Consider the following 26,480-nt stretch of genomic DNA (forward strand, 5'->3'; position numbering starts at 1 on the left):
AAATAATTCTAAATTCCAATTTCTAAATTCTAAAATAAATTATCTTTGCGGTTCGTAAAAGCACAATATGAAGTTTGATTTAATTACCAAAGACCCAAAAAGTAAAGCCAGAGCTGGAAAAATAACTACTGATCACGGTGTTATTGAAACCCCAATTTTTATGCCCGTAGGAACCGTGGCTTCTGTAAAAGGAGTGCACCAACGTGAGCTAAGAGACGATATTAATCCAGATATTATTTTAGGAAATACCTATCATTTATATTTAAGACCTCAAACCAAAATTTTAGAAGCCGCTGGAGGTTTGCATAAATTTATGAATTGGGATAGAAATATCTTAACCGATTCTGGAGGCTATCAAGTATATTCGCTTTCTTCGAATAGAAAAATTAAAGAAGAAGGTGTAAAATTCAAATCGCATATTGATGGTTCATATCATTTCTTTTCGCCAGAAAATGTGATGGAAATTCAACGTACTATTGGTGCTGACATCATCATGGCTTTCGACGAATGTACGCCTTATCCTTGTGATTATCGTTATGCAAAACGTTCGATGCACATGACACATCGTTGGTTAGACAGATGTATCAATCATTTAGAAAAATTACCATTTAAATACGGTTACGAACAAACGTTTTTCCCTATTGTTCAAGGAAGTACTTATAAAGATTTAAGAGAACAATCGGCAGAATATATTGCAAATGCAGGAGCACAAGGAAACGCCATTGGTGGGCTTTCTGTAGGAGAACCTGCTGAAGAAATGTACGCAATGACCGAAATTGTTACAGCAATTCTTCCAGAAGACAAACCAAGATATTTAATGGGTGTAGGAACGCCAATCAATATTTTAGAGAATATTGCGTTAGGAATTGATATGTTTGATTGTGTTATGCCAACACGTAACGCTAGAAACGGAATGTTATTCACAGCTCACGGAACAATCAATATGAAAAACAAAAAGTGGGAAGCCGATTTTTCGCCAATTGACGAAATGGGACACACTTGGGTTGATACTGAATATTCAAAAGCATATCTTAGACACTTATTTGCTGCAGATGAATTCTTAGGAAAACAAATTGCTACCATTCATAATTTAGGTTTTTATATGTGGTTAGTGCGCGAAGCAAGAAGACAAATTATTGCCGGAACATTTAGAGAATGGAAAGATAAAATGGTGATTCAAATGAGTCAACGATTATAAAGTCAGAAATCAGAAGTTAGAATTTAGAAAATGGATTTACAATCAATTCTTTCTGAATTCTAAATTCTAAATTCTAAATTGTAAAATGAAAATAATAGATAAATACATTTTAAAACGCTATTTGGTCACTTTTTCGGTGATGTTGATTATGTTTATTCCGATTGGAATTACAATTGACGTTTCGGAAAAAGTAAACAAAATGATTGAAAAGAAAATTCCATTAACTGATATTTTGGTTTATTATGGTGACTTTACAATTTATTTTGCAAACCTATTATTTCCGATTTTTTTGTTTTTATCTATCATTTGGTTTACATCTAAATTGGCTAATAACACCGAAATTATTGCCATTTTAAGTTCTGGAATTTCCTTTGGTCGATTCTTACGGCCTTTTATGTTTGGAGCAGTTATAGTTTCCATATTTGCTTTATTAATGGGATTCTTTTTGGTTCCAAAAGCCAGTAAAGGATTTAATGATTTTAGATATGAAAATCTAAAAAATAACTCTAAAACCAGAGAAACAACTGATGTTTTCAGGCAAATTAAGAAAGAAGGCAAAATTGAAGAGAATATTTATGTAAGTAATTATAATTACTTATCACAAACAGGTTTTAATTTTACTTTTGAAAAATTTCAAGACAATGTATTGGTTGAAAAAGTAACTGCTAATAGAATTCGTTACAATGATGTTACAAAGCGTTATATGTTATATAATTACAGTCAAAGAATTGTAGGAGAAACTAACGATCAGATAACATCAAGTGAAAAAATAACAAAAGAATATAATTTTGAACCTGATGATTTAACTCCGGTTGTTTATGTTGCCGAAACTATGACAATAGGGCAATTAAATGCTTTTATCAATAAAGAAAGAGAAAGAGGAAACGCCAATATCAATACGTATTTAGTTGTTTTTTATAAGAAATTTAGTTTGCCAATTTCGGCTTTCATTTTAACCATTATTGCCGTTGCGGTTTCTTCTATGAAGCGTAGAGGTGGAATGGGAATTAATCTTGCCATCGGAATTGTTATTGCTTTTACCTTTATCTTTTTTGATAAAGTTTTCGGAACCTTAGCAGAGAAATCGAGTATTCCTCCGTTTTTAGCCGTATGGTTTCCAAATATTGTTTTCGGAATTTTAGCTGCTTATTTATTACGCAATGCAAAACGATAATCTAAAAAGTTATTTACATCTTCATGTAATTGTATTTATTTGGGGATTTACAGCCATTCTAGGGAAACTAATTTCATTAGAAGCTTTAGATTTGGTTTGGTATCGCATGCTTTTTGCTTCGGTGATTATGACTTTTGTAGTACTTTTTAATAAAGAAAAAATTAAAGTGCCATTCAATGTTTTGATTGGATTTATTGTTTCCGGAATTATTATTGCTGCACATTGGCTCACGTTTTATCAAGCTATTAAAGTTTCTAATGTTTCTATAACATTAGCTTGTTTGTCAACTGGTGCTTTTTTTGCTTCGATATTAGAGCCTATTTTTTATAAGCGAAGAGTCATTTGGTACGAATTACTTTTTGGAATTATTGTAGTTGTAGGTTTAGGAATTATTTTCAATGTAGAGACTAAATATAAGACTGGAATTTATCTTGCTGTAACATCGGCATTTTTATCAGCGCTTTTTTCGGTTATAAATGGAAAATATGCTAAAGAATATGACCCAAATGTTATTTCTCTTTACGAATTATCAAGTGGTGTTTTCTTTTTAAGTATCTATTTGTTTTTTGCTGGAAGTTTTACACCTGCTTTCTTTTCACTTTCTGTAAACGACTTGATTTGGTTATTCTTGTTGTCTTCTATTTGTACAGCCTATGCGTTCTCAGCTTCGGTAAAAGTGATGAAATTTTTAAGTCCGTTTACCGTTATGTTAACCATTAACTTAGAGCCAATTTACGGAATCATTTTAGCCTTACTGATTTTCAAAGATGGAGAAGAAATGTCACCTTTGTTTTATGTAGGCGCTTTGATAATTTTAGCCACTGTTATTGCTAACGGAATTGTAAAAAGTTATAAAAAAGTTACAACTAATTAACGATAAGTTTACCAAAGTTAATTGAAAATTTTATCTTTGTCACAACAAACACAAACCCAAATAAACCGATTATGGAATATTTAGATTTTGAATTACCAATTAAAGAGCTTGAAGACCAGTTAGATAAATGTGAAATCATTGGTCAGGAATCAGATGTTGATGTATCTAATACTTGCAAGCAAATCGAGAAGAAATTAGAAGAAACTAAGAAAAAAATATACAAAAATCTTACGGCTTGGCAACGTGTACAATTATCACGTCATCCTAATCGTCCATACACATTAGAGCATATTACGAATATTACTAATGGAACTTTTTTAGAACTTTTTGGAGACAGAAGTTTTAAAGATGATAAAGCGATGATAGGTGGATTAGGTCAAATCAACGGACAATCGTATATGATTATTGGACAGCAAAAAGGTATTAATACTAAAATGCGCCAATACAGAAACTTCGGGATGGCAAATCCAGAAGGATATCGTAAAGCTTTACGTTTAATGAAAATGGCTGAGAAATTCAATCTTCCTGTTTTAACATTAATCGACACTCCGGGAGCTTATCCAGGACTAGAAGCTGAAGAAAGAGGTCAAGGAGAAGCTATTGCAAGAAATATTTTCGAAATGGCTCGTTTAAAAACGCCTATTATTTCTATCATTATTGGAGAAGGAGCTTCAGGAGGAGCATTAGGAATTGGAGTAGGAGATAGAGTATACATGTTGGAAAACACTTGGTATTCTGTAATTTCACCAGAATCTTGTTCTTCTATCTTATGGAGAAGTTGGGAATATAAAGAGCAAGCTGCGGAAGCATTAAAATTAACGTCGTTTGATATGAAAAAACAAAAGTTAATTGATGATATTATTCCAGAACCTCTTGGTGGCGCTCACTATGATAAAGAAACTACATTTAAATCGGTGGCTGAGTATGTAACTAAAGCTTTTAATGAGTTAAAAGATTTATCAACAAAAGATTTGGTGGCGCAACGAATGGATAAATACAGCAAAATGGGTGAATTCAAAGAATAACCACTTATTTTCAATTATAAATTAAAATCCGGAGCCTCAAGTTTCGGATTTTTTTGGCTTATCAACAATAAATTGGAGTTATTAACAGTTGTGTATTAAGAACTCAAAACGTTTTTTTATAAATTTTGGTTAACTTCGCATTATGGAAAATGTCAGAAATATGAACCCGATAAAAGTAGATAAAACTACGATTATCAATTTGGAAAAAGGAAAACTACCTCCTCAAGCGTTAGACCTTGAAGAAGCGGTACTTGGTGCCATGATGATTGATAAAAAAGGGGTAGATGAAGTTATTGATATTTTACAACCTGATGCCTTTTATAAAGAAGCTCATAAGCACATTTTTGAGGCTATTGTACAATTGTTCAATGAAACCCAGCCGGTTGACTTATTAACCGTTTCGGCTCAATTAAAGAAAAACGGGAAATTAGAATTATCGGGTGGTGATTTTTACTTAATTCAGCTTACTCAAAAAATATCTTCATCGGCTCATATTGAGTTTCACTCACGTATTATTCTTCAAAAATTCATTCAAAGAAGTTTGATAAAAATTTCAAGTGAAATTATTGAAGAATCTTATGATGATGCTACCGATGTTTTTGATTTATTAGATAAAGCAGAATCTAAATTATACGAAGTAACGCAAGGAAACATCAAACGTAGTTCTGAAACAGCTCAAAGTTTAGTTATTCAAGCAAAAAAGCGTATTGAAGAAATTGCAGGTAAAGAAGGATTGAGTGGAATTGCAACAGGATTCCATAATTTAGATAAATTAACTTCGGGTTGGCAACCATCTGATTTAATTATTATTGCGGCTCGTCCAGGTATGGGTAAAACAGCTTTTGTATTGTCGATGGCTCGTAATATGGCAATTGATTTTGGTGCGCCTGTAGCTTTATTCTCTTTAGAGATGTCATCCGTACAGTTAATCACGCGTTTGATTTCATCTGAAACTGGATTGTCATCTGAAAAATTAAGAACCGGAAAATTAGAAAAACACGAGTGGGAGCAATTATCTATTAAAGTTAAAAACTTAGAGAAAGCACCATTATATATAGACGACACACCATCATTATCTATTTTTGATTTACGTGCAAAAGCAAGAAGACTTTCATCTCAATACGGAATTAAAATGATTGTGATTGATTACCTTCAGTTGATGACAGCTGGTGGAAATGGAAAAGGTGGCGGAAATCGTGAGCAAGAAATTTCGACTATTTCTCGAAATTTAAAAGCATTAGCAAAAGAGTTAAATGTGCCAGTTATTGCACTTTCGCAGTTATCGCGTGCGGTAGAAACTCGTGGTTCAAGTAAACGACCTTTACTTTCCGACTTAAGGGAATCAGGAGCAATTGAGCAAGATGCCGATATTGTATCGTTTATTTACCGACCAGAATATTATAAAATTGACGAATGGGACGATGAAGAACGTTCGCCAACTCAAGGTCAAGCCGAATTTATAGTAGCAAAACACCGTAATGGAGGTTTAGACAATATTCGTTTAAAATTCGTAGGAAACTTAGGTAAATTTGAAAACTTGGATGATTTCAGTTCACCTTTCGATTCGTTACCTTCTAAAATGAATTTAGATGATAGCAATCCATTCATTACGCCAAACTTACCAACACCTAACGAAGCTTTTGGAAGTACAATGAATTCATTTGATGACGATTCCGATGTTCCGTTTTAAATAATTAATAATAAAGTTAAAAACAGGTAAATTGCCTGTTTTTTTTTATTAATTTTTTTACTACATTTATATTTCAATTATAAAAAAACTCTAAATATGTCAGATTTTAAAATTACTCTCGAAGATGCTATTAAATGGATTACCAATTGGAGAAATGAAACACCAAAAGAACCAGCAAAAGCACATCTAATTCAAAAACAAGCACTATTAGACGTTATGGAGCCAAGCGATGTTGTGGCGGTTAGAGCTTATATGGCAGTTGATGACGACGGCGTTCAAAAAGTAGTTTTAGTTGGGGTAGATGCAAATGACCAAGATTTAATTGATGATAGTCATATTTTGGTAGATCATTCTAAACCCTGTCCACCAAATTGTGGAGTTGAAAGTCAATTACTTAATTTAAAATAATTGGATTCTACAGATTATTTATTTATTACTTCTGCAATTTTATGCATACTTTATATTATAGGTTTTTTCAAGTTTGGAAAAACCTATAAAATTTTTACGATTTATATTATAGGTGTTTTATTAATTGATTTTATAGCCTCTCATCTTTGGCAGTGGTTTAGAATTTATAATATTTTTACACATCATTTTTATGATTTGTTTCAGTTTGTAATGTTAAGTTATTTTTACGCCACACTTTTACAGACTAAAAAACAGTTGTTTACTGTTTATATCTTATTAATCTTACTGCCAATTTTTCTATTGTCAAGATATGTTATAAATCCTCAGCTGTTCTTTGAACTTAGTTTATTGGAAATATATTTAGCAACTATACCAATAATTATATATTCAACTATGCATTTGTATAATAATTTGGGACAAAGAACAGAATTTTATTATGCCAACCTTGGGATTTTGTTATATTTATTTGGGAGTACTTTTATTTTTTTATTTTACGAACTCTACTCCATGTTAGAGGTTGATAATCCATTTAATAAGAATCTGTCTATGATTAATATTACTTTGCAATATGTAAAATTCGGATTTTTCTTTTACCAATGGAAACTAATTTATTTTAATAAAGATGGCAGATACAATTAATATTGAAAATGCAGAGTTAGCAAATGCTGTTTTTTTTATTTTGTTAGCTTTTTTATCCATGTTCTTGGTGCTGGTTTTGTTTTTCTATTTTTCAAGAAAGAAAATCATCCAAATCGAAGTAGATAAAAAAAACTTAGAGATTGAACATCAAAAAGAGTTGTTGAGTTCCGTTTTAATTACTCAAGAAGAAGAGCGCAAACGTATTGCTCAAGATTTACATGATGATATTAGTTCGAAATTGAATGTAGTTTCACTAAATAGTCATTTATTAAAAACTCCAAATTTAAACGAAACCGAGCAACTAGAAATCACCAATAATATTATTGAGTTAACTCAAAAAGCATTAGAAAATTCCCGACGCATTGCTCACGATTTATTACCACCAGTTTTAGAGAAATTTGGACTTCATGCCGGAATTGAAGAACTTGTGGAAGAGTTCAATAGTACTAAAACTGTTAAAGTTTCGTATGAGAATAGTATTGATTTTGAAAGCTATCCTATTGAAAAACATTTACATATATTTCGCATCCTTCAAGAATTGTTAAATAATTCCCTTAGACACGGAAAAGCAACTGAAATTTCAATTCAATTTACTACTTTCGAAGACCGAAAAACCTGTACATATATTGATAATGGGCTAGGTTTTGATAGTTCGAGTGAAGAAAATCAAAAAGGTTTGGGAATGAAGAATATAGAAAGTAGAATCAACTTTTTAGGAGGTGATTTTAGTTTTACTTCAAAACCAAATAAAGGAGTAAAAATGATATTTAATTTCAAGTAATGGAACAAAAGATTAAAATAATGTTAGCTGATGATGAAGAATTATTCCGAAAAGGAATCTATTTCTTACTACAACGCGAACCTAATATTGAAATTATTTTCGAAGCTTCAAACGGTAGTGAGTTAGTAGAACACTTAAAATCCGCAACTGAACTTCCCGATATCATTATGATGGATTTAAAAATGCCATTATTAAACGGAGTAGAAGCTACCAAACTTATTCACAAAGATTTTCCAGCAATTCGAATCATTGCCTTAACGAGTTACAATACAAAATCGTTTATTGCTAATATGATTAATGTAGGAGCGGCATCTTATTTAGTAAAAAATGCGTCTCCAGTTGATATGATTAAAACTGTTAATGAAGTGGCTCAAAAAGGATTTTATTATAATGAAATCGTTATGGAAGTAATTCATCAAAACATGATTTCAAATGTAACTTCAAGAACTGTTTTAGATGAAGATTTTTTAACCGAAAGAGAAAAAGAAGTATTAGAATTAATCTGCAAACAATACAGTTCGGCCGAAATTGGAGAAATGCTTAGCTTGAGTGCGCGAACTGTTGATGGTCATAGAAACAACCTCTTATTAAAGACCAATTCTAAAAATATGGCAGGATTAGTAATATTTGCCATACAAAATAAAATTATAAACTTAGAAGACTCTAATAATGATATTGAGTCTTAATAATTAATTATTCGAAAGAAATTAGTAGTTTCTGCAGAATTGAAAAACTAAAACAAAATACACAAGGATAGTTATTGCTAATACTATATATCCAATTTTTTTTAACAATTTCATTTCTTTCGAGTTTATTAACGATAAATTACTACTGTTCGTGTTCATCTTTTCTATTATTTTGATACATGTCAAAACTAGACTAAAAAATATTGCTGTGTAAGAGTAAAAATACCTGATTTTCAAACCAGGTATTTTTACGGGGGTAACCAGGTATTTTTACGGGGGTACGACTTTAACATTTCAATAAATGTTATTTACAGGAAATGTTATAAATTAGTCCAATTATATTAATTAATCATGAAGTCTAAAGCGATCAGCTTATATATTGTTTTCTTTTTTCTTTGCTCTTTTTCAAGCAGAGCGGCTTTTTTATTGTTGCCAATGGAAGCAGAAGGACAACAAAATCACTTAAAGGCATACGGAATTACCTATTGGGCTTTAGATAAAAATTACAAAGTAAGTTGGTTGTTAAATTACAGAGGCGGTTCCTTTTTATTGCCTGATGCTCCCGAAATTAGAAAAGAATGTCAAATTCGTGGAGTGACTTTTGAAGTGTTGTCAGATGCCACTACAAATTCAATTTTGGAAGATATCAGTTCGCCATCACAAAATATGGAAACGGTTGTGTTAGAAAAAGCGCCTAAAATTGCGGTTTATACTCCAAAAGGTAAGCAACCTTGGGACGATGCGGTGACAATGGTCTTAACGTATGCCGAAATTCCATATACCGAAATTTATGATGAAGAAGTGTTGTCTGACCAATTATTGCTTTATGATTGGCTGCACTTACATCACGAGGATTTTACAGGACAATACGGTAAGTTTTTTGGAAATTATAGAAGCACTCCTTGGTACATTCAACAAAAAGCAGATGCAGAGGCTTTAGCAAAGAAGTTAGGATATAATAAAGTTTCAGAAGAGAAATTGGCAGTTGCTAAAAAAATCAGAGATTTTGTTATAGGTGGTGGATTCATGTTTGCTATGTGTTCGGCTACTGATAGTTTTGATATTGCACTTTCTGCAGAAGGTGTTGATATTTGCGAACCTATGTTTGATGGAGATGATTCGGAAGCTAATTATCAAACTCGAATTGATTACACTAGTACTTTTGCTTTTAAAGATTATAAGTTAGAACGTAATCCAATGGTATATGAATTTTCAGATATTGATACAACAGAAGATCATGGAAAAGGTTCGTTTTCAATGGATAAAGATTATTTTACTTTAATGGAATATTCCGCAAAATGGGATCCTATTCCTACAATGTTGTGCCAAAATCATACGCAACTAGTAAAAGGTTTTATGGGGCAAACTACTGCTTTTGATGCCGAAAAAATCAAATCTAATGTTTTGGTAATGGGTGAATGTAAAATCAACGGTGAAGCACGTTACATTCATGGAACCAAAGGAAAAGGAATGTTTACTTTTTACGGAGGCCACGACCCAGAAGATTATCAACATAGAGTAGGAGATGCTCCAACCGTTTTAGATTTACATCCCAATTCGCCAGGTTATCGTTTGATTTTGAATAATGTGTTGTTTCCGGCAGCAAGAAAGAAAAAGCTTAAAACATAAAGTTTTTTCTTATTACTTTTTTTATATTCTTAGATTATTTTTTGAGTCAGAAACAAAAAACAATTCAAGAATATGAATTTAGGGTAGAATTTTAATTTTTTTCACCTCTTAAAAAGGTTTGCTATAATTATGAGATATATTATTTTGCTTGTTTTTTTTTCAAATTTTGTGTTTTCTCAATCGCAAAGTAAGGTTTCATATGAATCTTATTATAAAAACAAAACAGATTCGATTTATAAAAAATTAAATTTTCAAATTAAAAAAGAGATAGAAACGACAGAGGAAAGAAGAATTAGTCTATACTTAGAATATGCTAAGGTTTTAAAAAAAAGAAACGAATCTGATAGTGCTATATATTATTACATTAAAGCAGAAAAATATTTCAAAAAAAATAAAAAACGTGATAGTTTAGTATACATTTATTCTTCGATGGCTGAAGTTTTTCGATTTAATGATTTGCCCAAACAATCTAAAAAATTTATTGATGAAGCTAAAAAAAATATTGACATAAATAATATTTCAATAGATATTTTAGCCTATTATTATAACCGTAGAGCTGCAATAGAATCAATGTATTTTGATAAAAATAATGCTCTAAAATATTCAAAAAAAGTACTTGATTTAGAATATAAAATTAAAAACAAAGAAATAGTAGTTTATAGTTACAATGAGATTGCAGCTTTAAATGAGTTTGTATTTAAAAAGCATGATTTAAAATCTTGTTTAGAAGAGTATAAACAAGCCTTTAAATTAGCACTTAAATATGATGTAATAGACCCTCAATTAGATATAATAGTCAACATCAGCAGGGTTTCTTCTCAATTAAATCAATTGGATACAGCAATTGATTATCTATTAAAAGGTGAAGAAATTGCTAACAAAGTAGGGAGTGAATATCATATTTATATTTATAATCAATTATTAAAAGGTTTTTATTATCAAAAAAAACAATTCAAAAAAGCTTTTGATAGTTATGATAAAGCAATGATTTTTGAAAGAAAACTAATCCACGAAAATCTATTAGCAAAAACGCTTGAAATAGAGAAAAAATACAATCTTTCAATAAAAGAGAATGAATTAAAAAAGAAAGAAAATGAAATTATTTTAAAAAATAATGAATTAGAAAATAATAAAAAAACAACTCTTTTATTAAGTATTACTTTCTTAATTACACTTTTAGCTGTTTTTACACTAGTTTATTACTACAGGAAAATAAACAAATATAATAAGCAATTAGAAAACTTATCAAATGAAAATGAATTTTTATTAAGCGAGGCTAATCACAGAATTAACAATAACCTTCAGTTAATTATTATTTTAATTTCAGAGCAATTGAAAAAAATGCCATTAAATGAACAAGTTATAATTAATAATATTTTAGCAAAAATTGAGTCTATTGCAACTTTACATAAACATTTGTATAAAAGTAATGATGTTTCAAAAATTGATTTAGAAAAATATTTTAATGAAATTGTGATAAACTTGCACGAGGTCTTTGAAAACAATAATATTGAAACTAATTTTTTAATTAATAAAGTGTCAACTACACCTGATAATGCAATGTATTATGGTTTATTACTTACAGAACTTTGTATAAATTCTGTCAAACATGCTTTTACCGAAGACACAAAAGTTAAAAGAATAGAATTTGAATGTTTTAGTAATGAAGAAAATAGTATTCATTTTAAATATTTTGATAATGGGAGTAACTCTAAAAATCAAATAATCAAACCAAAATTAGTTGATAAAATTTGTAGAAATTTAAATATTAATTACAAAATTGACACTGAAAACGGATTTTTATTTACTTTCACTAAAAATAATTAAATACTTATGGCCCCAAAGATTTTAATTGTAGAAGATGATGTAATTATTGCAGAATTTATAAAAGATATTTTAGAGGAAAATAACTATAATTCTGTAACGATTGCGAACGATTATGAAACTGCAGTTTCTGAAATGCAAAATTTTGTTCCAGATTTAATATTAATGGATATTAATTTAAACGGATTGAATTCGGGTATTGAACTTGCTGAGAAAAAAAATGAAAATGCTAAAGTAATTTTTTTAACAGGTCAAAATGATCATGGATTAATGAGTAAAGCATTGACTACTAGCCCTGAATCATATCTAACAAAACCCTTAAAAAAGAATGATTTAATTGCAGCCATACAATTATCTATTCTAAAAAATAAACCATCTTATGTAGTTATAAAAGATGGTACAAAAACGATAAAAATTGATTTAAATGAAATTCTTTTTGCTAAGAGTGAAAACATTTATGTTGATATACAAACTACAACAAAAAAATATACAATTAGAAAATCGTTGGATACTTTTTTAAAAGAATTGAACAATTCAAACTTTATTAAAGTTCATCGATCATATGTTATAAATACAATTAAAATAACTTCAAAGAAAACAACTTCTGTTTTTATAGAAAAGTATGAAATACCTATTTCTAGAAATACTAATTTAGAGTTGTAATTACCGTTCACCTACAAAATTAAGTAGTTGACAACAAAAAAAAAAAAAACATATATTAAACAAGTATTTTAGTTTCATAATTGTAAATTTTAAATCATGAGAGTAAAAAATTACTTATTAATTATTTTTGTTTTTATACAAGCTGCCCTTTTTTCACAACAAGGCACACACTTAAATTTTGATGGTTTTAATGATGATATTGTTTTACCAGCAAATATTGGTAACACATTAAGTAACGGTACTGAATTAACAATTGAGTATTGGTTTAAAGGTACTAATGTACAAAGTGCGGTTCGTATTCAAAATGGGGCTGGTTATATTGTTGCTGGTTGGGGAGCTTCCAATAATCCTCAATTTATTGTTTCTACAGATGGAGGTACTTCAGGGGTTTCTTGTGGTCCAAGTGTAGTGGATAATACATGGCACCACCTTGCTTTTGTGTGGAAAAAGAATGACATTTTCGCTACTTATTTAGACGGCATACTGCAAGATAGCCGCACAGCTGCAAACGTAAATTTACCTATTTTTTCTGGAGATTTAGTAAGAATTGGCTCTTTTAATGGTGCAAGCGAATTTATAAGAGGCAATATTGACGATGTTCGTATTTGGAATGTTGCCAAATCTTCTACACAAATTAATGCTTCAAAAAATTGTGAGCTACAAGGTAATGAAACTGGTTTATTAGCGTATTACAAATTTAATCAAGGAACAGGTGCTGCAAATAATGTAGGAGTTACAACACTAACAGACGCAACTTCAAATGGATTTAATGGTTCATTAATCAATTTTTCATTAACAGGAATTACTTCTAACTGGTTAGCGGGTTCTCTCGCAACCATTCCACCAACAGTTACTCCAACAGTAATATATAATCAAGGAACTACAGCTAGTGCTTTAACAGCAACTGTGGGTGCAAATGGTACAGGTTTATTATGGTACACTTCTGCAACTGGAGGAACGGGTTCAACAATAGCACCAACACCAAGTACAACAAATCCAGGGACTACTTCTTATTGGGTATCAAGTACTAATGCAAATGGTTGCGAAAGTGCAAGAGCCGAAATAGTTGTAATTGTTTATGTTGATAATGGTTGTTGGTCGAAAATTTCGTCCGGACATGGTAATCACACTTTAGCAATCAAATTAGATGGGACTTTATGGGCATGGGGAGCTAATACCAATGGTCAGTTAGGAGATGGTACAAATACCGATAAAAATATTCCGGTACAAATAGGAACTGATACCAACTGGTCTGTGGTTTCTGCCGGTGAAAACCATTCTCTTGCATTAAAATCTGATGGTACATTATGGGCATGGGGTTATAATGCATATGGTCAATTAGGAGATGGAACCACAGTTGATAAAAATATACCTACACAAATAGGTACATCTATTTCATGGACTAAGATTGCTGCAGGTGGAAATCATTCGCTTGGAATGCATAATAATAAAGTGAATGTATGGGGTAATAATGCGTTTGGTCAATTATGGCTTACTACTTCAGTTCAACTTACCCCTTTTCAGCTTGGTTATAGGTCTTATATAGATATAATTGCTGCAGGTAAAAATCATTCTATAATGGGAACTAATGGTAGAACTGATGCATTTGTTACTGGATTAAATGCTAACGGACAATTAGGACTTGGAAATACTAATAATGTCGCTGATTCTAGTTTTAGAAGTGTTATTAGATTCAATTTAGGTGTTGTTGCAATATCGCTTGGAGGGGCTCATTCATTAGTTATTCTTTCGGATGGTTCTTTATGGTCTTTTGGAGCCAATATTCATGGGCAATTAGGAGATGGCACTACTACAGATAAACTAACTCCTATTCGAATTGGAACGGATACTGATTGGGCTTCAATTTCTGCTGGAGGTAATCATACAATAGCACGAAAAACCAATGGTACTTTATGGACTTGGGGTTTTAATAATAATGGTCAATTAGGAGATGGAACAAACACAAATAAAAACATTCCAATACAAATAGGGACTGGTACAACTTGGTCTTCTATAGCTGCAGCGGATAATCATTCTGTAGCTTTACAATCCAACAGTTCTTTTTGGGTTTGGGGATTAAATCAGGTAGGACAATTAGGTGATGGAACAACTGTAGATAAAATTGTGCCGACGGCAATAGAATGCCTGTATGTTTTAAGTTCAGATGATTTTATTGCAGAAAATAATGTAACCATTTATCCAAATCCTTCAAATGGTATTTTTACAATAGATGCAAAAGAAGCAGTCACAGTCGAAGTATATGATATGATTGGTAAAAAGGTATTTAATTCTAAAGTAGCTTTAGGTTCGTCAAATTTTGATTTATCCAATCATTCAAATGGAATTTATTTGTTAATGGTTACGAATCTAAATGGAAATAAAAGTACTTACAAATTAATAAAAAAATGATGAAATTTTTTGAAGATAAAAGATTAGAAATTTTGCTTTTCATTATTTATGTACTTTTATTATCAGTAGGAATATTCATTTATTTACATTAAAAAAAGCCAGCAATTTGCTGGCTTTTTTTAATTCGTATACAAAATATTGCATTTCGTAACATTTTTAAAATTTGAATTCAAATTAATGCTAAATTTAAAGTATTAATAGTCAATATTTTGAGTTATTTTAAAACATATAATTACAAGATTATAACTTTGTTAGTATTAATTGTTCTAATACTAAACATCATTTATGTTTTAAATTGATTATTTCAAAATGTCCTTAATAATTAGCAAATGATGTTTCGTGTGAAGCACTAAAAAGTTTTCTGTTTCTTTCTTGTTTAAAATCCCAAAAAAAGGATGTGGGAAATTCGCATTCTTATTCAAATCTTTCCATCCAATCAAATTCTCTTTCACTTTTGACACACTTGCAGCTAGAGTATCTCTATTAATTTCGCCTTCAGGTCGTACAATTTTTGGCGCTTTTGCTTTTCCTCTAGGGATTTTTTTAGCAACTGTTAAAATTAAAAAGCGTTTAAAATTGAAATGCCATTGATAATCTGAAGGATTCGAATTTTTACAAGCTGTAACAATTTGGTCAATCGTTTTCAAACTATGTTCTATATGCCAACCTACACTTCCGCCAGAAACCGTAAGATTTGTAGTTTCAAATTGTGAGATTTTAGATTCTAACTGGCTAATTAAGTTTTGTAAGTTTTGCATGTTGTAGTTTTTATTGACATAAAAGTATAAAAAATCCCAAAGACCTTTGCGGAATTTGGGATTTATATTTAAGAATTAACTTTTACTAAGCTTCTTCGTTTTCTTTGTCTAAATAGTCTTGAACAACTTCAATAGCATTTGTAATAACATCACTTAAAGCGGTTATAAAACTTCCGTCTTCAGCACTACTAATAGCGTGTTTTAAAGCTTCAACTTCTTTTGTAATGATTTCATGTGTAACGGTTTTGCCACTTGCAGCAATTCCTTCCATAATAAGATTATTTATTTCTTCTTCTGTTCTTCCTCTCAAGTGTTTTTCTTGACGAATGATAATATGATCAAACATTCGAGCGGCAATAGTAGCACATTCTTTAATATCTTCGTCTCTTCGGTCGCCAACACCAGCGATAATTCCGATTTTTTTAGTAGCTTCTACAGAAGATAAATATTCTTCCACACCGCGATAACCAGCAGGATTGTGAGCAAAATCAATCAATACTTTGAATTTCTTGAACTCGAAAATATTCATTCTTCCTGGCGTTTGAGCTGCACTTGGAATAAATGTTTGTAATGATAAGCTAATGTCTTCGGTTTTGAATCCTTGTAAATACGCTGCTAAAGTGGCTGCTAAAACATTCGCAATCATGAATTTTGCTTTTCCACCTAACGTCAACGGAACGTGAGTAGCTCTTTCTACTCTAATTTTCCATTCGCCTTTTTTGATTGTGATGAAACCGTTTTCATAAACCGCAACAATTTTGCCTTCTTTAGCTAATTGTTTAGCAACAGCTGAATTTTCATCCATACTAAAATAAGCAATATTGCAACTTAAATCTTTTGCAATTTTCATGCAATATTCGTCTTCGGCATTTAAAATAGCCCAGCCATCTTTCTTGATACTTTTAACTACAGTAGCTTTTACTCTTGCCAAATCGTCTAAGGTATCAATATCATTCAATCCTAGATGATCTTCTTGAATGTTAGTGATTATACCAATATCACAACGACTAAAACCTAAACCTGCTCTTAAAATTCCACCGCGAGCTGTTTCTAAAACAGCAAATTCCACTGTTGGGTCTTTCAAAATATATTCTGCCGAAATAGGTCCAGTGGTATCTCCTTTTTCCATCATGTGATTTTGCACATAAATTCCGTCAGAAGTAGTAAAACCAACTTTGAATCCGTTATTTTTTACAATATGAGCAATTAATCGGGTAGTAGTTGTTTTTCCATTGGTTCCAGTCACGGCAATAATTGGAATACGACTTGGTTTTCCTGGCGGATATAACATATCTATTACTGGAGCAGCTACGTTTCTTGGTAAACCTTCCGAAGGAGCTAAGTGCATTCTAAAACCTGGTGCTGCATTCACCTCTAAAATACAACCACCATTTTCTTTTAGCGGTTGTGTTAAGTTTTCTGCCATAATATCCACGCCACAAATATCCAATCCAATCACGCGAGAAATTCGTTCGCAAAGGAAAATATTTTCTGGGTGCATCATATCCGTTACATCAACCGAAGTTCCACCAGTACTTAAATTAGCAGTTGATTTTAAATAAACCACTTCGTCTTTTCTTGGAACGGTTTCTAATGTATAGCCTAATTTTTCTAATAAATCGGTTGTATCTCGGTCAACGTCAATTTGGGTAAGTACATTTTCATGTCCGTAACCACGTCTTGGATCTTTATTGGTTTCTTCAATTAATTGTTGAATCGTATGTGTTCCATCTCCTTTAACGTGAGCTGGTTCTCTTTTAGCAGCAGCTACTAATTTATTATCAATAATCAACACACGGAAATCAAAACCGGTAATGAATTTTTCTACGATAACTCTTCGGCTATAATTTTTTGCGTAAGCTAATCCAGCAACAGCATCTTCCCATTTTTTTACATTGATAGAAGCTCCTTTTCCATGATTTCCATCTAAAGGTTTGATTACAATTGGGTAACCAATTTTCTTGATTACATTTTCTAAATCTTCTTCATCAACACAAATACCACCACTTGCCACAGGAATCGAAGCCAACTCTAACATTCGCTTAGTTTCTTCCTTATTACAAGCAATATCTACAGCAATGTTACTCGTCTTACAAGTAATTGTCGCCTGAAAACGCATTTGATTTACACCGTAACCTAATTGTACGAGTGAATTAGTTCCTAAACGAATCCAAGGAATATCTCTTGCAACGGCTTCTTCTACAATACTTCCAGTTGAAGGACCAAGGCGAACACGTTCACGAATTTCACGCATTTTTTGAATATCCGCTTCCACATCATATTCAGTTCCTGCAATTAATGATTCAGCAATAGCAACTGCACTTTCAGCTGCAAATAAACCTACGTTTTCTTCCGTATAACTAAAAACCACATTGTAAACACCTGGTGTTTTAGTTTCTCTGGTTCTTCCAAAACCTGTTTCCATTCCGGCTAAGGTTTGGATTTCAAGGGCAATATGTTCAATAACATGTCCCATCCAAGTGCCTCTTTCAACACGTGAAAAGAAACCACCTCTACAACCTTCTGAACAGCGATGTTCAATCATAGTTGGGAACATAGCTTCGATTCGCTCTCTAAATCCTTCGATTTTATTGGTAGGAAATTGTTCCATTTCTTCCAAATCTAATCGCATTTGAATTAATTTTTTTCGTTGAACGCTCCAAATGTTCGGACCTCTAAGGGCTTGTATTTTTAATATTTTCATAAAAATTGAAAGTTGTATTTTAAATGGATAATGATTTTGTTAAAAATAGAAAAATAATATTATAGTGCGATACTTTTTGAATAAAATTATCAAATTTTAGCTTTTGTTGTACTTCGTTTTTGATTTGGTAAGAATTTACGGGTAATCTTTTAGTTTTCTTGAAAAATCAGTAAAAAGTTTCATTTCTTTATCTCAATTTGATTTGTGTAGTATTAAGAAATAGTTATTTTTACGGCATGGAAATACAAGGAAAATTAATAATCATTGGTGGTGCTGTAGATAAAGGAAGTTTTACAGAAACCAATTTGGATAAAGATGCTTCAAAGAATTTGAATTTTTTCGAAACAGGAATCTTAAAACGAATCATTAAAGAATCAAAAAATAAAGAGGAATCTCGAATTGAAGTTATTACAACAGCTTCAAAAATCCCGAGAGAAATTGGCCCAGAATACGTAAAAGCCTTCAGTTATTTAGGCGCTCACAATGTAGATGTTTTATATATTGAGAAAAGAGAACAAGCTAACGACCCTGAAATCCTAGAAAGATTAAAAGCAGCTGATGTGGTAATGTTTACAGGTGGAGATCAATTGCGTTTAACTTCTATTTTAGGAGGAACGCCTTTTGATGATTTGCTAATTTCGAAATATAGAAACGAAGAGTTTATTTACGCTGGAACTTCTGCAGGTGCTGCTGCTGCTTCGAATAATATGATTTACCAAGGAAGTAGTTCGGAAGCTTTGCTGAAAGGTGAAGTAAAAATTACTTCTGGTTTAGGATTGATTGACGATGTAGTTATCGATACACATTTTGTACAAAGAGGAAGAATCGGTCGTTTGTTTCAAGCGGTGGTAGGAAATCCAAAAGTATTAGGAATTGGTCTTGGAGAAGATACTGGATTATTAATCACTAATGGTCGCCAAATGGAAGCCATCGGTTCTGGATTAGTAATTTTAGTGGATGGAAGAGAAGTAAAAGACACCAATTTAACTCAGGTGGAATTAGGTCAGCCAATATCAATCAATCACTTGGTGACACACGTAATGAGTCAATACGATAAGTTCGATTTGAATACTCACAAAATGAGTATTCATTCTTCGCAATATGTTTAAATTTTAAAATATTTTTGGAACACAGATTATGGAAATGATATTAATTTAAAATTTCTTTAATCTGTGTTCTTTTTTAATTTACTATTATGTCAAAAATTATAATTCACGGCGGATTTTTCTCAGAATCATCAACCAATATAGAAACAAAAATTGCCAAACAACAAGCGCTTTTACGTATTGTGAAAGATTCGTACGCATATTTGCAAAATCATTCGGCTTTAGAAACGGTGGTGTATGCGGTTTCTCAGTTGGAAGACGATGAATTATTCAATGCTGGAATTGGTTCCCAAATTCAATCTGATGGAAAAATCAGAATGAGTGCTTCTTTAATGGATGGCGAATCGCAAAAAATGAGCGGTGTTATCAATATTGAAGAAGTAAAAAACCCAATTCAAGTCGCACAAGTTTTAATGCAAGTCGATGACCGAATTTTAGGCGGAAGCGGAGCTACTAATTTTGCCAGAAAACACGGATTCGAACCATTTTCAACTGAAATTCCACAAAGAAGAGCCGAATATGAAGCCAAATTAGCTTCATTAGGAACAGGAACCGTAGGTTGTGTAGCTTTAGACAATAACGGAAAAATTGCAGTAGCGACTTCAACCGGTGGAAAAGGATTTGAAATTCCGGGAAGAATCTCAGATTCGGCAACCGTAGCAGGAAATTATGCCAATGAATTTTGTGGAGTAAGCTTAACAGGAGTAGGTGAGGACATCGTAAGTAACGCCACAGCAGCAAAAATTGTAACACGTGTTACCGACGGATTTTCAATAGAAAAAGCATTCGAAAAAACCTTTGCCGAATTAAAACCTTATGATGGTTTCGCAGGAGCCATCGGAATTGACAAACAAGGAAATATCTTTCATCAAGATTCGCATCCAAGTATGGTTTTTGCTAGTTTTGATGGGGAAAACGAAGAGGTTTTTGAATAGTAACATTCTTTACAGTACATAAAAACAAAACCCGAAAGCAGCACTTTCGGGTTTTCTATTTCTTTACTCTTTCTTCTCCTCCTTAAACGTCCAAAACAAAATTCGACTCACTTTGTTTCCGTGTTTCATTTCTGTAATTTGGTAGGTTGCTTTTACTTTTCTAAGATGCGAAAGCAACGGTTTTAAATTATCCTTTTTTGAAACTAAAGAAGAAAACCATTTGCATTGCGATTTAAAATGCACGCTTTCATAAATCATATTGCTGATGAACGTCAATTCGCCACCTTCGCACCACAATTCGTTATTTACGCCACCAAAGTTTAAGGTTGGTTTTTTAGAATCTTCAATGCCTAAGTTTTTATTTTTACGAATCGTGCCTTTATTTGCTTCTTCTTTTGAACTATGGAATGGCGGATTGCAAATTGTCATATCAAATTTGTCTTCTGGAAGAATGATATTTTTAAAGATATTTCGTTTGGATGTTTGTAATCGCAACGTAACGTTTTCTTTTAATTTCTGATTTGAATTGATGTTTTCTTGAGCCGCTTCAAAAGCTTGTTTGTCAATTTCGCTACCCACAAAGCGCCAATCGTATTCCGACACTCCAATTATTGGATAAATGCAATTCGCACCAATTCCGACATCTAAAATGCGAATTTTATGCTTCGTTTGAATCGTTCCGTACGTGTCTTCTAAAATATCGGCAACTTGGTGAATATACTCTGCTCGTCCAGGAATAGGCGGACAAAGAAAACCTTTTGGGATATCCCAATTTTTCAAACCATAATAATGCAATAACAACGCTTTGTTCAACATTTTTACCGCATCAGGATTTGCAAAATCAATCGTTTCGGTTCCATATTGATTTATGCTAACAAATGGAGTTAAATCAGGATTGGATTGGATTAAAGTTTTAAAATCGTAATTGCCGTGATGTTTGTTTTTCGGATGAAAGCCTGTGATGGTTTTGGTCGTATTCAAAGTATTATTTTTAAAGTGTAAAGGTATTGAATTCTTTAGTAAGGCTATTATCTAATAATTATAATTAATAATAAAAGTTGTTTATATTTGATTTTACAAATAAAGTTATGTGTAAGCTATGAGAAAACTAGCTAACAGGAAGACTAGAACAATTATTATGATAATAAATGAAGAATATTAGATTGAATTTTATAATACTTCCTATTTTGTTATTTCTTGCATCTTGCGGAAAAAAAGAAAAACAGTTTGATAAGTCTACTTGGAATTTAAGAGACGATATTACGTATTCAAACAGAGAAAGTATGGTTGCGGACTTAATAGAGAATCATTTGCAAGAAGGAATGACTTATAAAGAACTGATTGATCTTCTAGGGAAGCCTGAAAACTATTCAGATATAAAACAAAATACTGTTGCGTATGAGATTATGGTTGATTATGGATGGAACATTGACCCAGTTGCTGGAAAGACACTTTTAATAGAAATGACAAATGATTCGCTTGTAAAAAATATTAAATTAGATAAATGGGAGCATTAATTAGCAACCTGATTGCTCGGAATTGCATTCCGTGCCCACAATCAAATAAAACCAATAATAAAACCCCGATAAAAATTGGGGTTTCTTATTTATTAATCAAGAATAAATGCTATATACGGATTACAATCCCTACAAATTTTTACTTGATCTCTTTTTTTAGAAAGGCTTAATTTGCATTCTCTTTTTTCTACATTCAAATAGGTTACCGATTCTCCTGGTTTTAATTTTAATTGTACCGCATTGTGTCTGTAAACGGTATTGTCATCTGGTCGGTTAATCCCAGCGAAGCCATTAAAATTCTTGGTTGAATTGTTAGTGAATTCTACATCATAGAAACAAGTAGTTCCCATGTGTTTGTTTAATTTCACTCTAACTGTCATTTTGTAGCCATTGAACTCGCAATTTATTGGAGAGCCCCATTCTTCAACATTGTCTGCAATATTAATAGGAAATGATTGTGAAAATGAATGTTGTGTATTTGCCAAGATTAGAACAAATAGAATTTTGATAAATGTTTTCATAATTGTAAAAGTTAGTTTATCAAAATTAATTTATCTATTTGTGTTTAAGAATAAGGCATCTGACGTATTTTTAAAAATAAAAAACCCCGATAAAAATCGGGGTTTAATATATAAGTAAGATAAACTGAGTTAGACGTAATTATTTAATTTTGTTAACGATAGCTGTGAAAGCAGCTGGGTGATTCATAGCTAAATCAGCAAGAACTTTACGGTTCAATTCGATATTGTTAGCTTTTGCTTTCCCCATAAATTGAGAATAACTCATACCATGTAAACGTGCACCAGCATTGATACGCGTAATCCATAAAGCACGGAAATTTCTTTTGTTTTGTTTTCTATCACGGTAAGCATAGCACATTGCTTTTTCTACCGCGTTTTTAGCTACAGTCCAAACGTTTTTACGTCTTCCAAAGAAACCTTTGGCTTGTTTTAATACTCTTTTTTTTCTAGCTTTTGTAGCTACTGAATTTGTTGCTCTTGGCATAATTTTAAATGTTTTTTGCAGTAAGGCGATCTTTCGATTCTTCTAAATTCTAAACTCAAAATTCTGAATTCAAAACAGCCCACTCCAGGGTTACTAAATTGTTTTAACCAACAACGATTAAATTAAATTTAATTGTTGTTTAATGCTTCTCTCATCTGTTGGGTGAACCAATGTAGAGTGAGTTAAAGCTAATTTACGCTTTTTAGATTTTTTAGTCAAAATGTGACTTTTAAAAGCGTGTTTTCTTTTGATCTTTCCAGAACCAGTAACTTTGAATCGTTTCTTAGCACTAGATTTCGTTTTCATTTTAGGCATTTTCTTCCTGTATTTATAATCTATCTTACTTATTATTTTTCAAAAGAGTTTGCTGGGCAATCTCTTATTTTCCTTTTTTCTTCGGAGCAATGTACATAATCATACGTTTTCCTTCTAAAACTGGCATCGCTTCTACTTTTCCAAACTCTTCCAATTCTTGAGCCAAACGTAATAACAAAATTTGTCCTTGCTCTTTGTAGATAATCGAACGTCCTTTAAAGAATACAAATGCTTTTAATTTAGCACCATCTTGTAAAAATTTAAGGGCATTCTTTTTCTTAAATTCATAATCATGCTCATCAGTTTGAGGTCCAAAACGAATCTCCTTTACAACGATTTGAGTTGACTTAGCTTTAAGTTCTTTATCTCTCTTCTTTTGTTGGTACAAAAATTTACCATAATCCATCAACTTACAAACCGGTGGTTCAGCATTTGGAGAGATTTCTACCAAATCAACTTCCTGCTCTTCAGCTAAGCGAAGGGCTTCCGCTATTTTGTAAACTCCAGGCTCAATATTTTCGCCTACTAAACGTACTTCAGGAACACGAATCAAATTGTTGATGCGGTGTGCTGCTTTTTTCTCTTCGCGAGGTTGAAAACCTCTGTTGTTTCTAATTGCTATGGCTGTAAAATTTTAGTTAAACTTAAAATTGTTTTAATGTTTTATTGATTTCTTCGTTTATCATTGCAGCAAATTGCTCAATAGTAACCGATATATTTCCTTTTCCTTCTTGTCCGCGTTGTCTCACAGAAATCGTTCCGTTTTTCTCTTCTTCCTCGCCAACAATCAGCATAAACGGATATTTGTTCATCTCCGCTTCTCTAATTTTCTTCCCGATTGTTTCATTTCGGTTGTCAATTAGGGCGCGAATTTCGTGATTTTCTAGCAAATCTAAAACTTTTTTCGCATAATTTTCATATTTCTCACTCAAAGACAAGATTATAGCTTGCTCTGGCATCAACCAAATTGGGAAATTTCCTGCCGTGTGTTCCAATAAAATTGCGATAAAACGTTCCATCGAACCAAATGGCGCTCGGTGAATCATAACAGGGCGATGTAACTTGTCATCTGCACCTTTATAAGACAATTCAAAACGTTCTGGTAAGTTGTAATCTACCTGAATAGTTCCTAATTGCCAACTTCTGCCTAAAGCATCTTTTACCATGAAATCCAATTTCGGACCATAGAAAGCCGCTTCACCAGATTCAATCACATAATTTAATCCTTTGTCTTTCGCTGCACTGATAATTGCATTTTCTGCTTTTTCCCAGTTTTCAACGCTACCTATATATTTATCTGGATTATCTAAATCACGAACCGAAACCTGAGCCGTAAAGTTTTCAAATCCTAACGAACCAAAAACATACAATACTAAGTCGATAACATTTTTGAACTCCGCATCCAATTGATCAGGCGTACAGAAAATATGCGCATCATCCTGAGTAAATCCTCTAACACGAGTCAATCCATGTAATTCACCCGATTGCTCGTAACGATAAACTGTTCCAAATTCAGCATAACGCTTTGGTAAATCTTTGTACGACCAAGGTCTTGCATTATAAATCTCACAGTGATGTGGGCAGTTCATTGGTTTTAATAAAAACTCTTCACCTTCCGCCGGCGTATGAATCGGTTGGAAACTATCCGCACCGTATTTAGCATAGTGTCCAGAAGTCACATACAAGTCTTTCATCCCAATATGAGGCGTAACTACTTGCTCGTAACCAGCTTTTTTCTGTGCTTTTTTCAAGAATTGCTCTAATCTATCGCGCAAAGCAGCTCCTTTTGGTAACCATAATGGTAAACCTTGACCTACTTTTGCTGAGAAATGGAATAAATCCAATTCTTTTCCTAATTTTCTATGATCGCGACGCTTTGCTTCTTCTAATAATTCAAGGTAATCCGTTAAGTCTTTTTGTTTCGGGAACGAAATACCGTAAACACGAGTTAACTGTTTGTTTTTCTCATCGCCTCTCCAGTAAGCACCAGCAACCGATAAAATTTTCATCGCTTTGATAATACCCGTATTCGGAATATGACCACCACGACACAAATCAAAGAAGTTCGAATGATCACAGAACGTAATGGTTCCGTCTTCTAAGTTTGAAATTAATTCTGTTTTGTACTCGTTATTTTTATAAACCTCCAATGCTTCCGCTTTTGAAACCGGACGCATTTTAAACTCATGTTTCTCTCTCGAAATTTCTAACACACGGTCTTCAATCTTTTTGAAATCGGCATCTGTAATTTTTTTATCACCAAAATCCACATCGTAATAAAAACCATTATCAATTGCAGGTCCAAGTGTTAATTTGATGCCTGGAAATAATTCTTCCAAAGCTTGCGCCATCACGTGCGAAGTCGAATGCCAAAAAGCTTTCTTACCTTCTTTGTCATTCCAAGTATATAATATAAGTGTACCGTCCGTCGTTAAGGTCGTCGTCGTTTCAATAGTGGTACCATTATAGGAAGCTGAAATTACATTTCTAGCCAAACCTTCACTAATGCTTTTCGCAACATCCATTGGAGTAACTCCTTGAGCCATCTCCTTAACCGACCCGTCGGGTAAATTAACTTTTATCATTTTTTAAAATTTATAAGGTGCAAATATAAACCATTAATAAAATCCATACAATATATATAAGGTATAATGTTAAAAAAGATTTGAAGCACACGTTTTACATTCCATAAAGACTATTTGTCCCGCTGTCCGCTACAATCTTTTTCTTTTTTGTTTCCTGAGGTTTTCTTTTTTGTAGCCTGAGGTTCTCGAAGGCAACAAAAAAGAAAAAGGGTTTCCACTCCCATCGGGGCTAGACAAGACGTCTCCTATTTCAGATAACTATTCCACTGGCTCACAACGCGAGCAACACTTTGCACTTGTTCTTGCCTTTGTTCTTGAACTTGCTTTTGTCATTCCGCCGAATAGAAACGTCAGTTCAGCGAAGCTAAATCTCCTGCGCAGCAGGCTACCGCTTAACGCAGTTAAGCCCACAACCTGAAACTATACATATATATAGTATAAAACAAAACATTAAAACAATCCCCTTCGCGACCATTACGCCACCTTCGTGTTCCTTGCGGCAAACCCCTAAAAAAACTTTTCTATATTAAATCCTTGTTATCAGAGAGTTAAGAA

Annotated in this window: 23 protein-coding genes; 15 read left to right on the forward strand and 8 right to left on the reverse strand. The window is 32.3% G+C overall.

Going from position 1 to position 26,480, the window contains the following annotated elements; all coding sequences use genetic code 11:
• The first annotated feature begins 67 nt into the window (after window positions 1–67).
• The 12 genes from tgt to OJ995_RS05070 all read left to right on the forward strand — a co-directional run bounded on the left by tgt (window position 68) and on the right by OJ995_RS05070 (window position 15,000).
• Window positions 68–1,198, forward strand: coding sequence for a tRNA guanosine(34) transglycosylase Tgt (tgt, locus tag OJ995_RS05015; RefSeq protein ID WP_264368415.1), 1,131 nt, complete (start codon window positions 68–70; stop codon window positions 1,196–1,198).
• A gap of 85 nt (window positions 1,199–1,283) precedes the next feature.
• Window positions 1,284–2,372: an LptF/LptG family permease gene (locus OJ995_RS05020; protein WP_264368416.1), complete on the forward strand. Its 1,089-nt coding sequence runs from the start codon at window positions 1,284–1,286 to the stop codon at window positions 2,370–2,372.
• The gene (locus tag OJ995_RS05025; RefSeq protein ID WP_264368417.1) at window positions 2,359–3,246 is read left to right on the forward strand and encodes a DMT family transporter; all 888 of its coding nucleotides are present in this window, start codon (window positions 2,359–2,361) and stop codon (window positions 3,244–3,246) included. Before OJ995_RS05020 ends, OJ995_RS05025 begins: the two co-directional genes overlap by 14 nt.
• 71 nt (window positions 3,247–3,317) lie before the next feature.
• Entirely contained in the window at window positions 3,318–4,271 is a 954-nt protein-coding gene (locus tag OJ995_RS05030) for an acetyl-CoA carboxylase carboxyltransferase subunit alpha (RefSeq protein WP_264368418.1), read from the forward strand.
• A gap of 142 nt (window positions 4,272–4,413) precedes the next feature.
• Window positions 4,414–5,961: a replicative DNA helicase gene (dnaB, locus tag OJ995_RS05035; RefSeq protein WP_264368419.1), complete on the forward strand. Its 1,548-nt coding sequence runs from the start codon at window positions 4,414–4,416 to the stop codon at window positions 5,959–5,961.
• A 96-nt stretch (window positions 5,962–6,057) separates the two neighbouring features.
• Window positions 6,058–6,369, forward strand: a complete 312-nt coding sequence (locus tag OJ995_RS05040) for a hypothetical protein (RefSeq protein ID WP_264368420.1) — start codon at window positions 6,058–6,060, stop codon at window positions 6,367–6,369.
• A 622-nt stretch (window positions 6,370–6,991) separates the two neighbouring features.
• Window positions 6,992–7,789 carry a sensor histidine kinase gene (locus OJ995_RS05045; protein WP_264368421.1) on the forward strand — a complete coding sequence of 266 codons (798 nt, stop codon included), beginning with the start codon at window positions 6,992–6,994 and terminating at the stop codon, window positions 7,787–7,789.
• On the forward strand, window positions 7,789–8,475 hold the full coding sequence (locus OJ995_RS05050) for a response regulator transcription factor (protein WP_264368422.1): 687 nt from the start codon (window positions 7,789–7,791) through the stop codon (window positions 8,473–8,475). The genes OJ995_RS05045 and OJ995_RS05050 overlap by 1 nt, the downstream gene beginning before the upstream one ends.
• Window positions 8,476–8,826: 351 nt before the next feature.
• Entirely contained in the window at window positions 8,827–10,104 is a 1,278-nt protein-coding gene (locus OJ995_RS05055; RefSeq protein ID WP_264368423.1) for an asparagine synthetase B, read from the forward strand.
• Between the two features lie 129 nt (window positions 10,105–10,233).
• Complete coding sequence (locus tag OJ995_RS05060; protein WP_264368424.1) at window positions 10,234–11,931, forward strand: tetratricopeptide repeat-containing sensor histidine kinase; 1,698 nt, start codon at window positions 10,234–10,236, stop codon at window positions 11,929–11,931.
• 6 nt (window positions 11,932–11,937) lie between these two features.
• Window positions 11,938–12,591: a LytR/AlgR family response regulator transcription factor gene (locus OJ995_RS05065; RefSeq protein ID WP_264368425.1), complete on the forward strand. Its 654-nt coding sequence runs from the start codon at window positions 11,938–11,940 to the stop codon at window positions 12,589–12,591.
• Between the two features lie 96 nt (window positions 12,592–12,687).
• Window positions 12,688–15,000, forward strand: coding sequence for an RCC1 domain-containing protein (locus tag OJ995_RS05070; RefSeq protein WP_264368426.1), 2,313 nt, complete (start codon window positions 12,688–12,690; stop codon window positions 14,998–15,000).
• Between the two features lie 299 nt (window positions 15,001–15,299).
• On the opposite strand, the gene OJ995_RS05075 is transcribed toward OJ995_RS05070, so the two are convergent.
• Both OJ995_RS05075 and cphA read right to left on the reverse strand, forming a co-directional pair.
• On the reverse strand, window positions 15,300–15,758 hold the full coding sequence (locus OJ995_RS05075) for a DUF1569 domain-containing protein (protein WP_264368427.1): 459 nt from the start codon (window positions 15,756–15,758) through the stop codon (window positions 15,300–15,302).
• A gap of 85 nt (window positions 15,759–15,843) precedes the next feature.
• Window positions 15,844–18,462 carry a cyanophycin synthetase gene (gene cphA, locus OJ995_RS05080; protein WP_264368428.1) on the reverse strand — a complete coding sequence of 873 codons (2,619 nt, stop codon included), beginning with the start codon at window positions 18,460–18,462 and terminating at the stop codon, window positions 15,844–15,846.
• A 236-nt stretch (window positions 18,463–18,698) separates the two neighbouring features.
• Between cphA and OJ995_RS05085 the strand changes: the two genes are divergently transcribed.
• Both OJ995_RS05085 and OJ995_RS05090 read left to right on the forward strand, forming a co-directional pair.
• Entirely contained in the window at window positions 18,699–19,571 is an 873-nt protein-coding gene (locus OJ995_RS05085) for a cyanophycinase (protein WP_264368429.1), read from the forward strand.
• A gap of 86 nt (window positions 19,572–19,657) precedes the next feature.
• Window positions 19,658–20,503 carry an isoaspartyl peptidase/L-asparaginase gene (locus tag OJ995_RS05090; protein ID WP_264368430.1) on the forward strand — a complete coding sequence of 282 codons (846 nt, stop codon included), beginning with the start codon at window positions 19,658–19,660 and terminating at the stop codon, window positions 20,501–20,503.
• 63 nt (window positions 20,504–20,566) lie between these two features.
• Here the strand turns inward: OJ995_RS05090 and rlmF are convergent, their stop codons facing one another.
• Window positions 20,567–21,484 carry a 23S rRNA (adenine(1618)-N(6))-methyltransferase RlmF gene (gene rlmF / locus OJ995_RS05095; RefSeq protein ID WP_264368431.1) on the reverse strand — a complete coding sequence of 306 codons (918 nt, stop codon included), beginning with the start codon at window positions 21,482–21,484 and terminating at the stop codon, window positions 20,567–20,569.
• Window positions 21,485–21,651: 167 nt separating this feature from the next.
• Here rlmF and OJ995_RS05100 point away from each other — a divergent pair, with 167 nt between their 5' ends.
• Window positions 21,652–22,020, forward strand: a complete 369-nt coding sequence (locus OJ995_RS05100; protein ID WP_264368432.1) for a hypothetical protein — start codon at window positions 21,652–21,654, stop codon at window positions 22,018–22,020.
• Between the two features lie 92 nt (window positions 22,021–22,112).
• Here OJ995_RS05100 and OJ995_RS05105 read toward each other — a convergent pair whose 3' ends face one another.
• From OJ995_RS05105 to thrS, 5 genes are all read right to left on the reverse strand, one after another.
• On the reverse strand, window positions 22,113–22,541 hold the full coding sequence (locus OJ995_RS05105) for a hypothetical protein (RefSeq protein ID WP_264368433.1): 429 nt from the start codon (window positions 22,539–22,541) through the stop codon (window positions 22,113–22,115).
• A 139-nt stretch (window positions 22,542–22,680) separates the two neighbouring features.
• On the reverse strand, window positions 22,681–23,025 hold the full coding sequence (gene rplT / locus OJ995_RS05110; protein WP_133610711.1) for a 50S ribosomal protein L20: 345 nt from the start codon (window positions 23,023–23,025) through the stop codon (window positions 22,681–22,683).
• Window positions 23,026–23,142: 117 nt separating this feature from the next.
• A complete protein-coding gene (rpmI, locus tag OJ995_RS05115) occupies window positions 23,143–23,340 on the reverse strand; it encodes a 50S ribosomal protein L35 (protein WP_194097101.1) in 198 nt (65 codons plus the stop codon).
• Between the two features lie 64 nt (window positions 23,341–23,404).
• Window positions 23,405–23,956, reverse strand: coding sequence for a translation initiation factor IF-3 (infC, locus tag OJ995_RS05120; RefSeq protein ID WP_199757207.1), 552 nt, complete (start codon window positions 23,954–23,956; stop codon window positions 23,405–23,407).
• A 28-nt stretch (window positions 23,957–23,984) separates the two neighbouring features.
• On the reverse strand, window positions 23,985–25,925 hold the full coding sequence (thrS, locus tag OJ995_RS05125; protein WP_264368434.1) for a threonine--tRNA ligase: 1,941 nt from the start codon (window positions 25,923–25,925) through the stop codon (window positions 23,985–23,987).
• Between the last annotated feature and the right edge of the window lie 555 nt (window positions 25,926–26,480).

Origin of the sequence: Flavobacterium lacisediminis, from assembly GCF_025909975.1 — a bacterium.
GTDB classification, from domain to species: Bacteria; Bacteroidota; Bacteroidia; order Flavobacteriales; family Flavobacteriaceae; genus Flavobacterium; species Flavobacterium lacisediminis.

What these genes read in the sequence shown, in the direction of transcription:
- OJ995_RS05050 (WP_264368422.1), top strand. Translation starts at nt 7,789, where the DNA reads ATGGAACAAAAGATTAAAATAATGTTAGCTGATGATGAAGAATTATTC.
- dnaB (WP_264368419.1), top strand. Translation starts at nt 4,414, where the DNA reads ATGGAAAATGTCAGAAATATGAACCCGATAAAAGTAGATAAAACTACG.
- OJ995_RS05085 (WP_264368429.1), top strand. Translation starts at nt 18,699, where the DNA reads ATGGAAATACAAGGAAAATTAATAATCATTGGTGGTGCTGTAGATAAA.
- cphA (WP_264368428.1), bottom strand. Translation starts at nt 18,462, where the DNA reads ATGAAAATATTAAAAATACAAGCCCTTAGAGGTCCGAACATTTGGAGC.
- OJ995_RS05090 (WP_264368430.1), top strand. Translation starts at nt 19,658, where the DNA reads ATGTCAAAAATTATAATTCACGGCGGATTTTTCTCAGAATCATCAACC.
- rplT (WP_133610711.1), bottom strand. Translation starts at nt 23,025, where the DNA reads ATGCCAAGAGCAACAAATTCAGTAGCTACAAAAGCTAGAAAAAAAAGA.
- OJ995_RS05065 (WP_264368425.1), top strand. Translation starts at nt 11,938, where the DNA reads ATGGCCCCAAAGATTTTAATTGTAGAAGATGATGTAATTATTGCAGAA.
- thrS (WP_264368434.1), bottom strand. Translation starts at nt 25,925, where the DNA reads ATGATAAAAGTTAATTTACCCGACGGGTCGGTTAAGGAGATGGCTCAA.
- OJ995_RS05070 (WP_264368426.1), top strand. Translation starts at nt 12,688, where the DNA reads ATGAGAGTAAAAAATTACTTATTAATTATTTTTGTTTTTATACAAGCT.
- OJ995_RS05020 (WP_264368416.1), top strand. Translation starts at nt 1,284, where the DNA reads ATGAAAATAATAGATAAATACATTTTAAAACGCTATTTGGTCACTTTT.
- OJ995_RS05075 (WP_264368427.1), bottom strand. Translation starts at nt 15,758, where the DNA reads ATGCAAAACTTACAAAACTTAATTAGCCAGTTAGAATCTAAAATCTCA.
- OJ995_RS05100 (WP_264368432.1), top strand. Translation starts at nt 21,652, where the DNA reads ATGAAGAATATTAGATTGAATTTTATAATACTTCCTATTTTGTTATTT.
- OJ995_RS05055 (WP_264368423.1), top strand. Translation starts at nt 8,827, where the DNA reads ATGAAGTCTAAAGCGATCAGCTTATATATTGTTTTCTTTTTTCTTTGC.
- OJ995_RS05030 (WP_264368418.1), top strand. Translation starts at nt 3,318, where the DNA reads ATGGAATATTTAGATTTTGAATTACCAATTAAAGAGCTTGAAGACCAG.
- OJ995_RS05040 (WP_264368420.1), top strand. Translation starts at nt 6,058, where the DNA reads ATGTCAGATTTTAAAATTACTCTCGAAGATGCTATTAAATGGATTACC.
- OJ995_RS05025 (WP_264368417.1), top strand. Translation starts at nt 2,359, where the DNA reads ATGCAAAACGATAATCTAAAAAGTTATTTACATCTTCATGTAATTGTA.
- tgt (WP_264368415.1), top strand. Translation starts at nt 68, where the DNA reads ATGAAGTTTGATTTAATTACCAAAGACCCAAAAAGTAAAGCCAGAGCT.
- OJ995_RS05060 (WP_264368424.1), top strand. Translation starts at nt 10,234, where the DNA reads ATGAGATATATTATTTTGCTTGTTTTTTTTTCAAATTTTGTGTTTTCT.
- OJ995_RS05105 (WP_264368433.1), bottom strand. Translation starts at nt 22,541, where the DNA reads ATGAAAACATTTATCAAAATTCTATTTGTTCTAATCTTGGCAAATACA.
- rpmI (WP_194097101.1), bottom strand. Translation starts at nt 23,340, where the DNA reads ATGCCTAAAATGAAAACGAAATCTAGTGCTAAGAAACGATTCAAAGTT.
- OJ995_RS05045 (WP_264368421.1), top strand. Translation starts at nt 6,992, where the DNA reads ATGGCAGATACAATTAATATTGAAAATGCAGAGTTAGCAAATGCTGTT.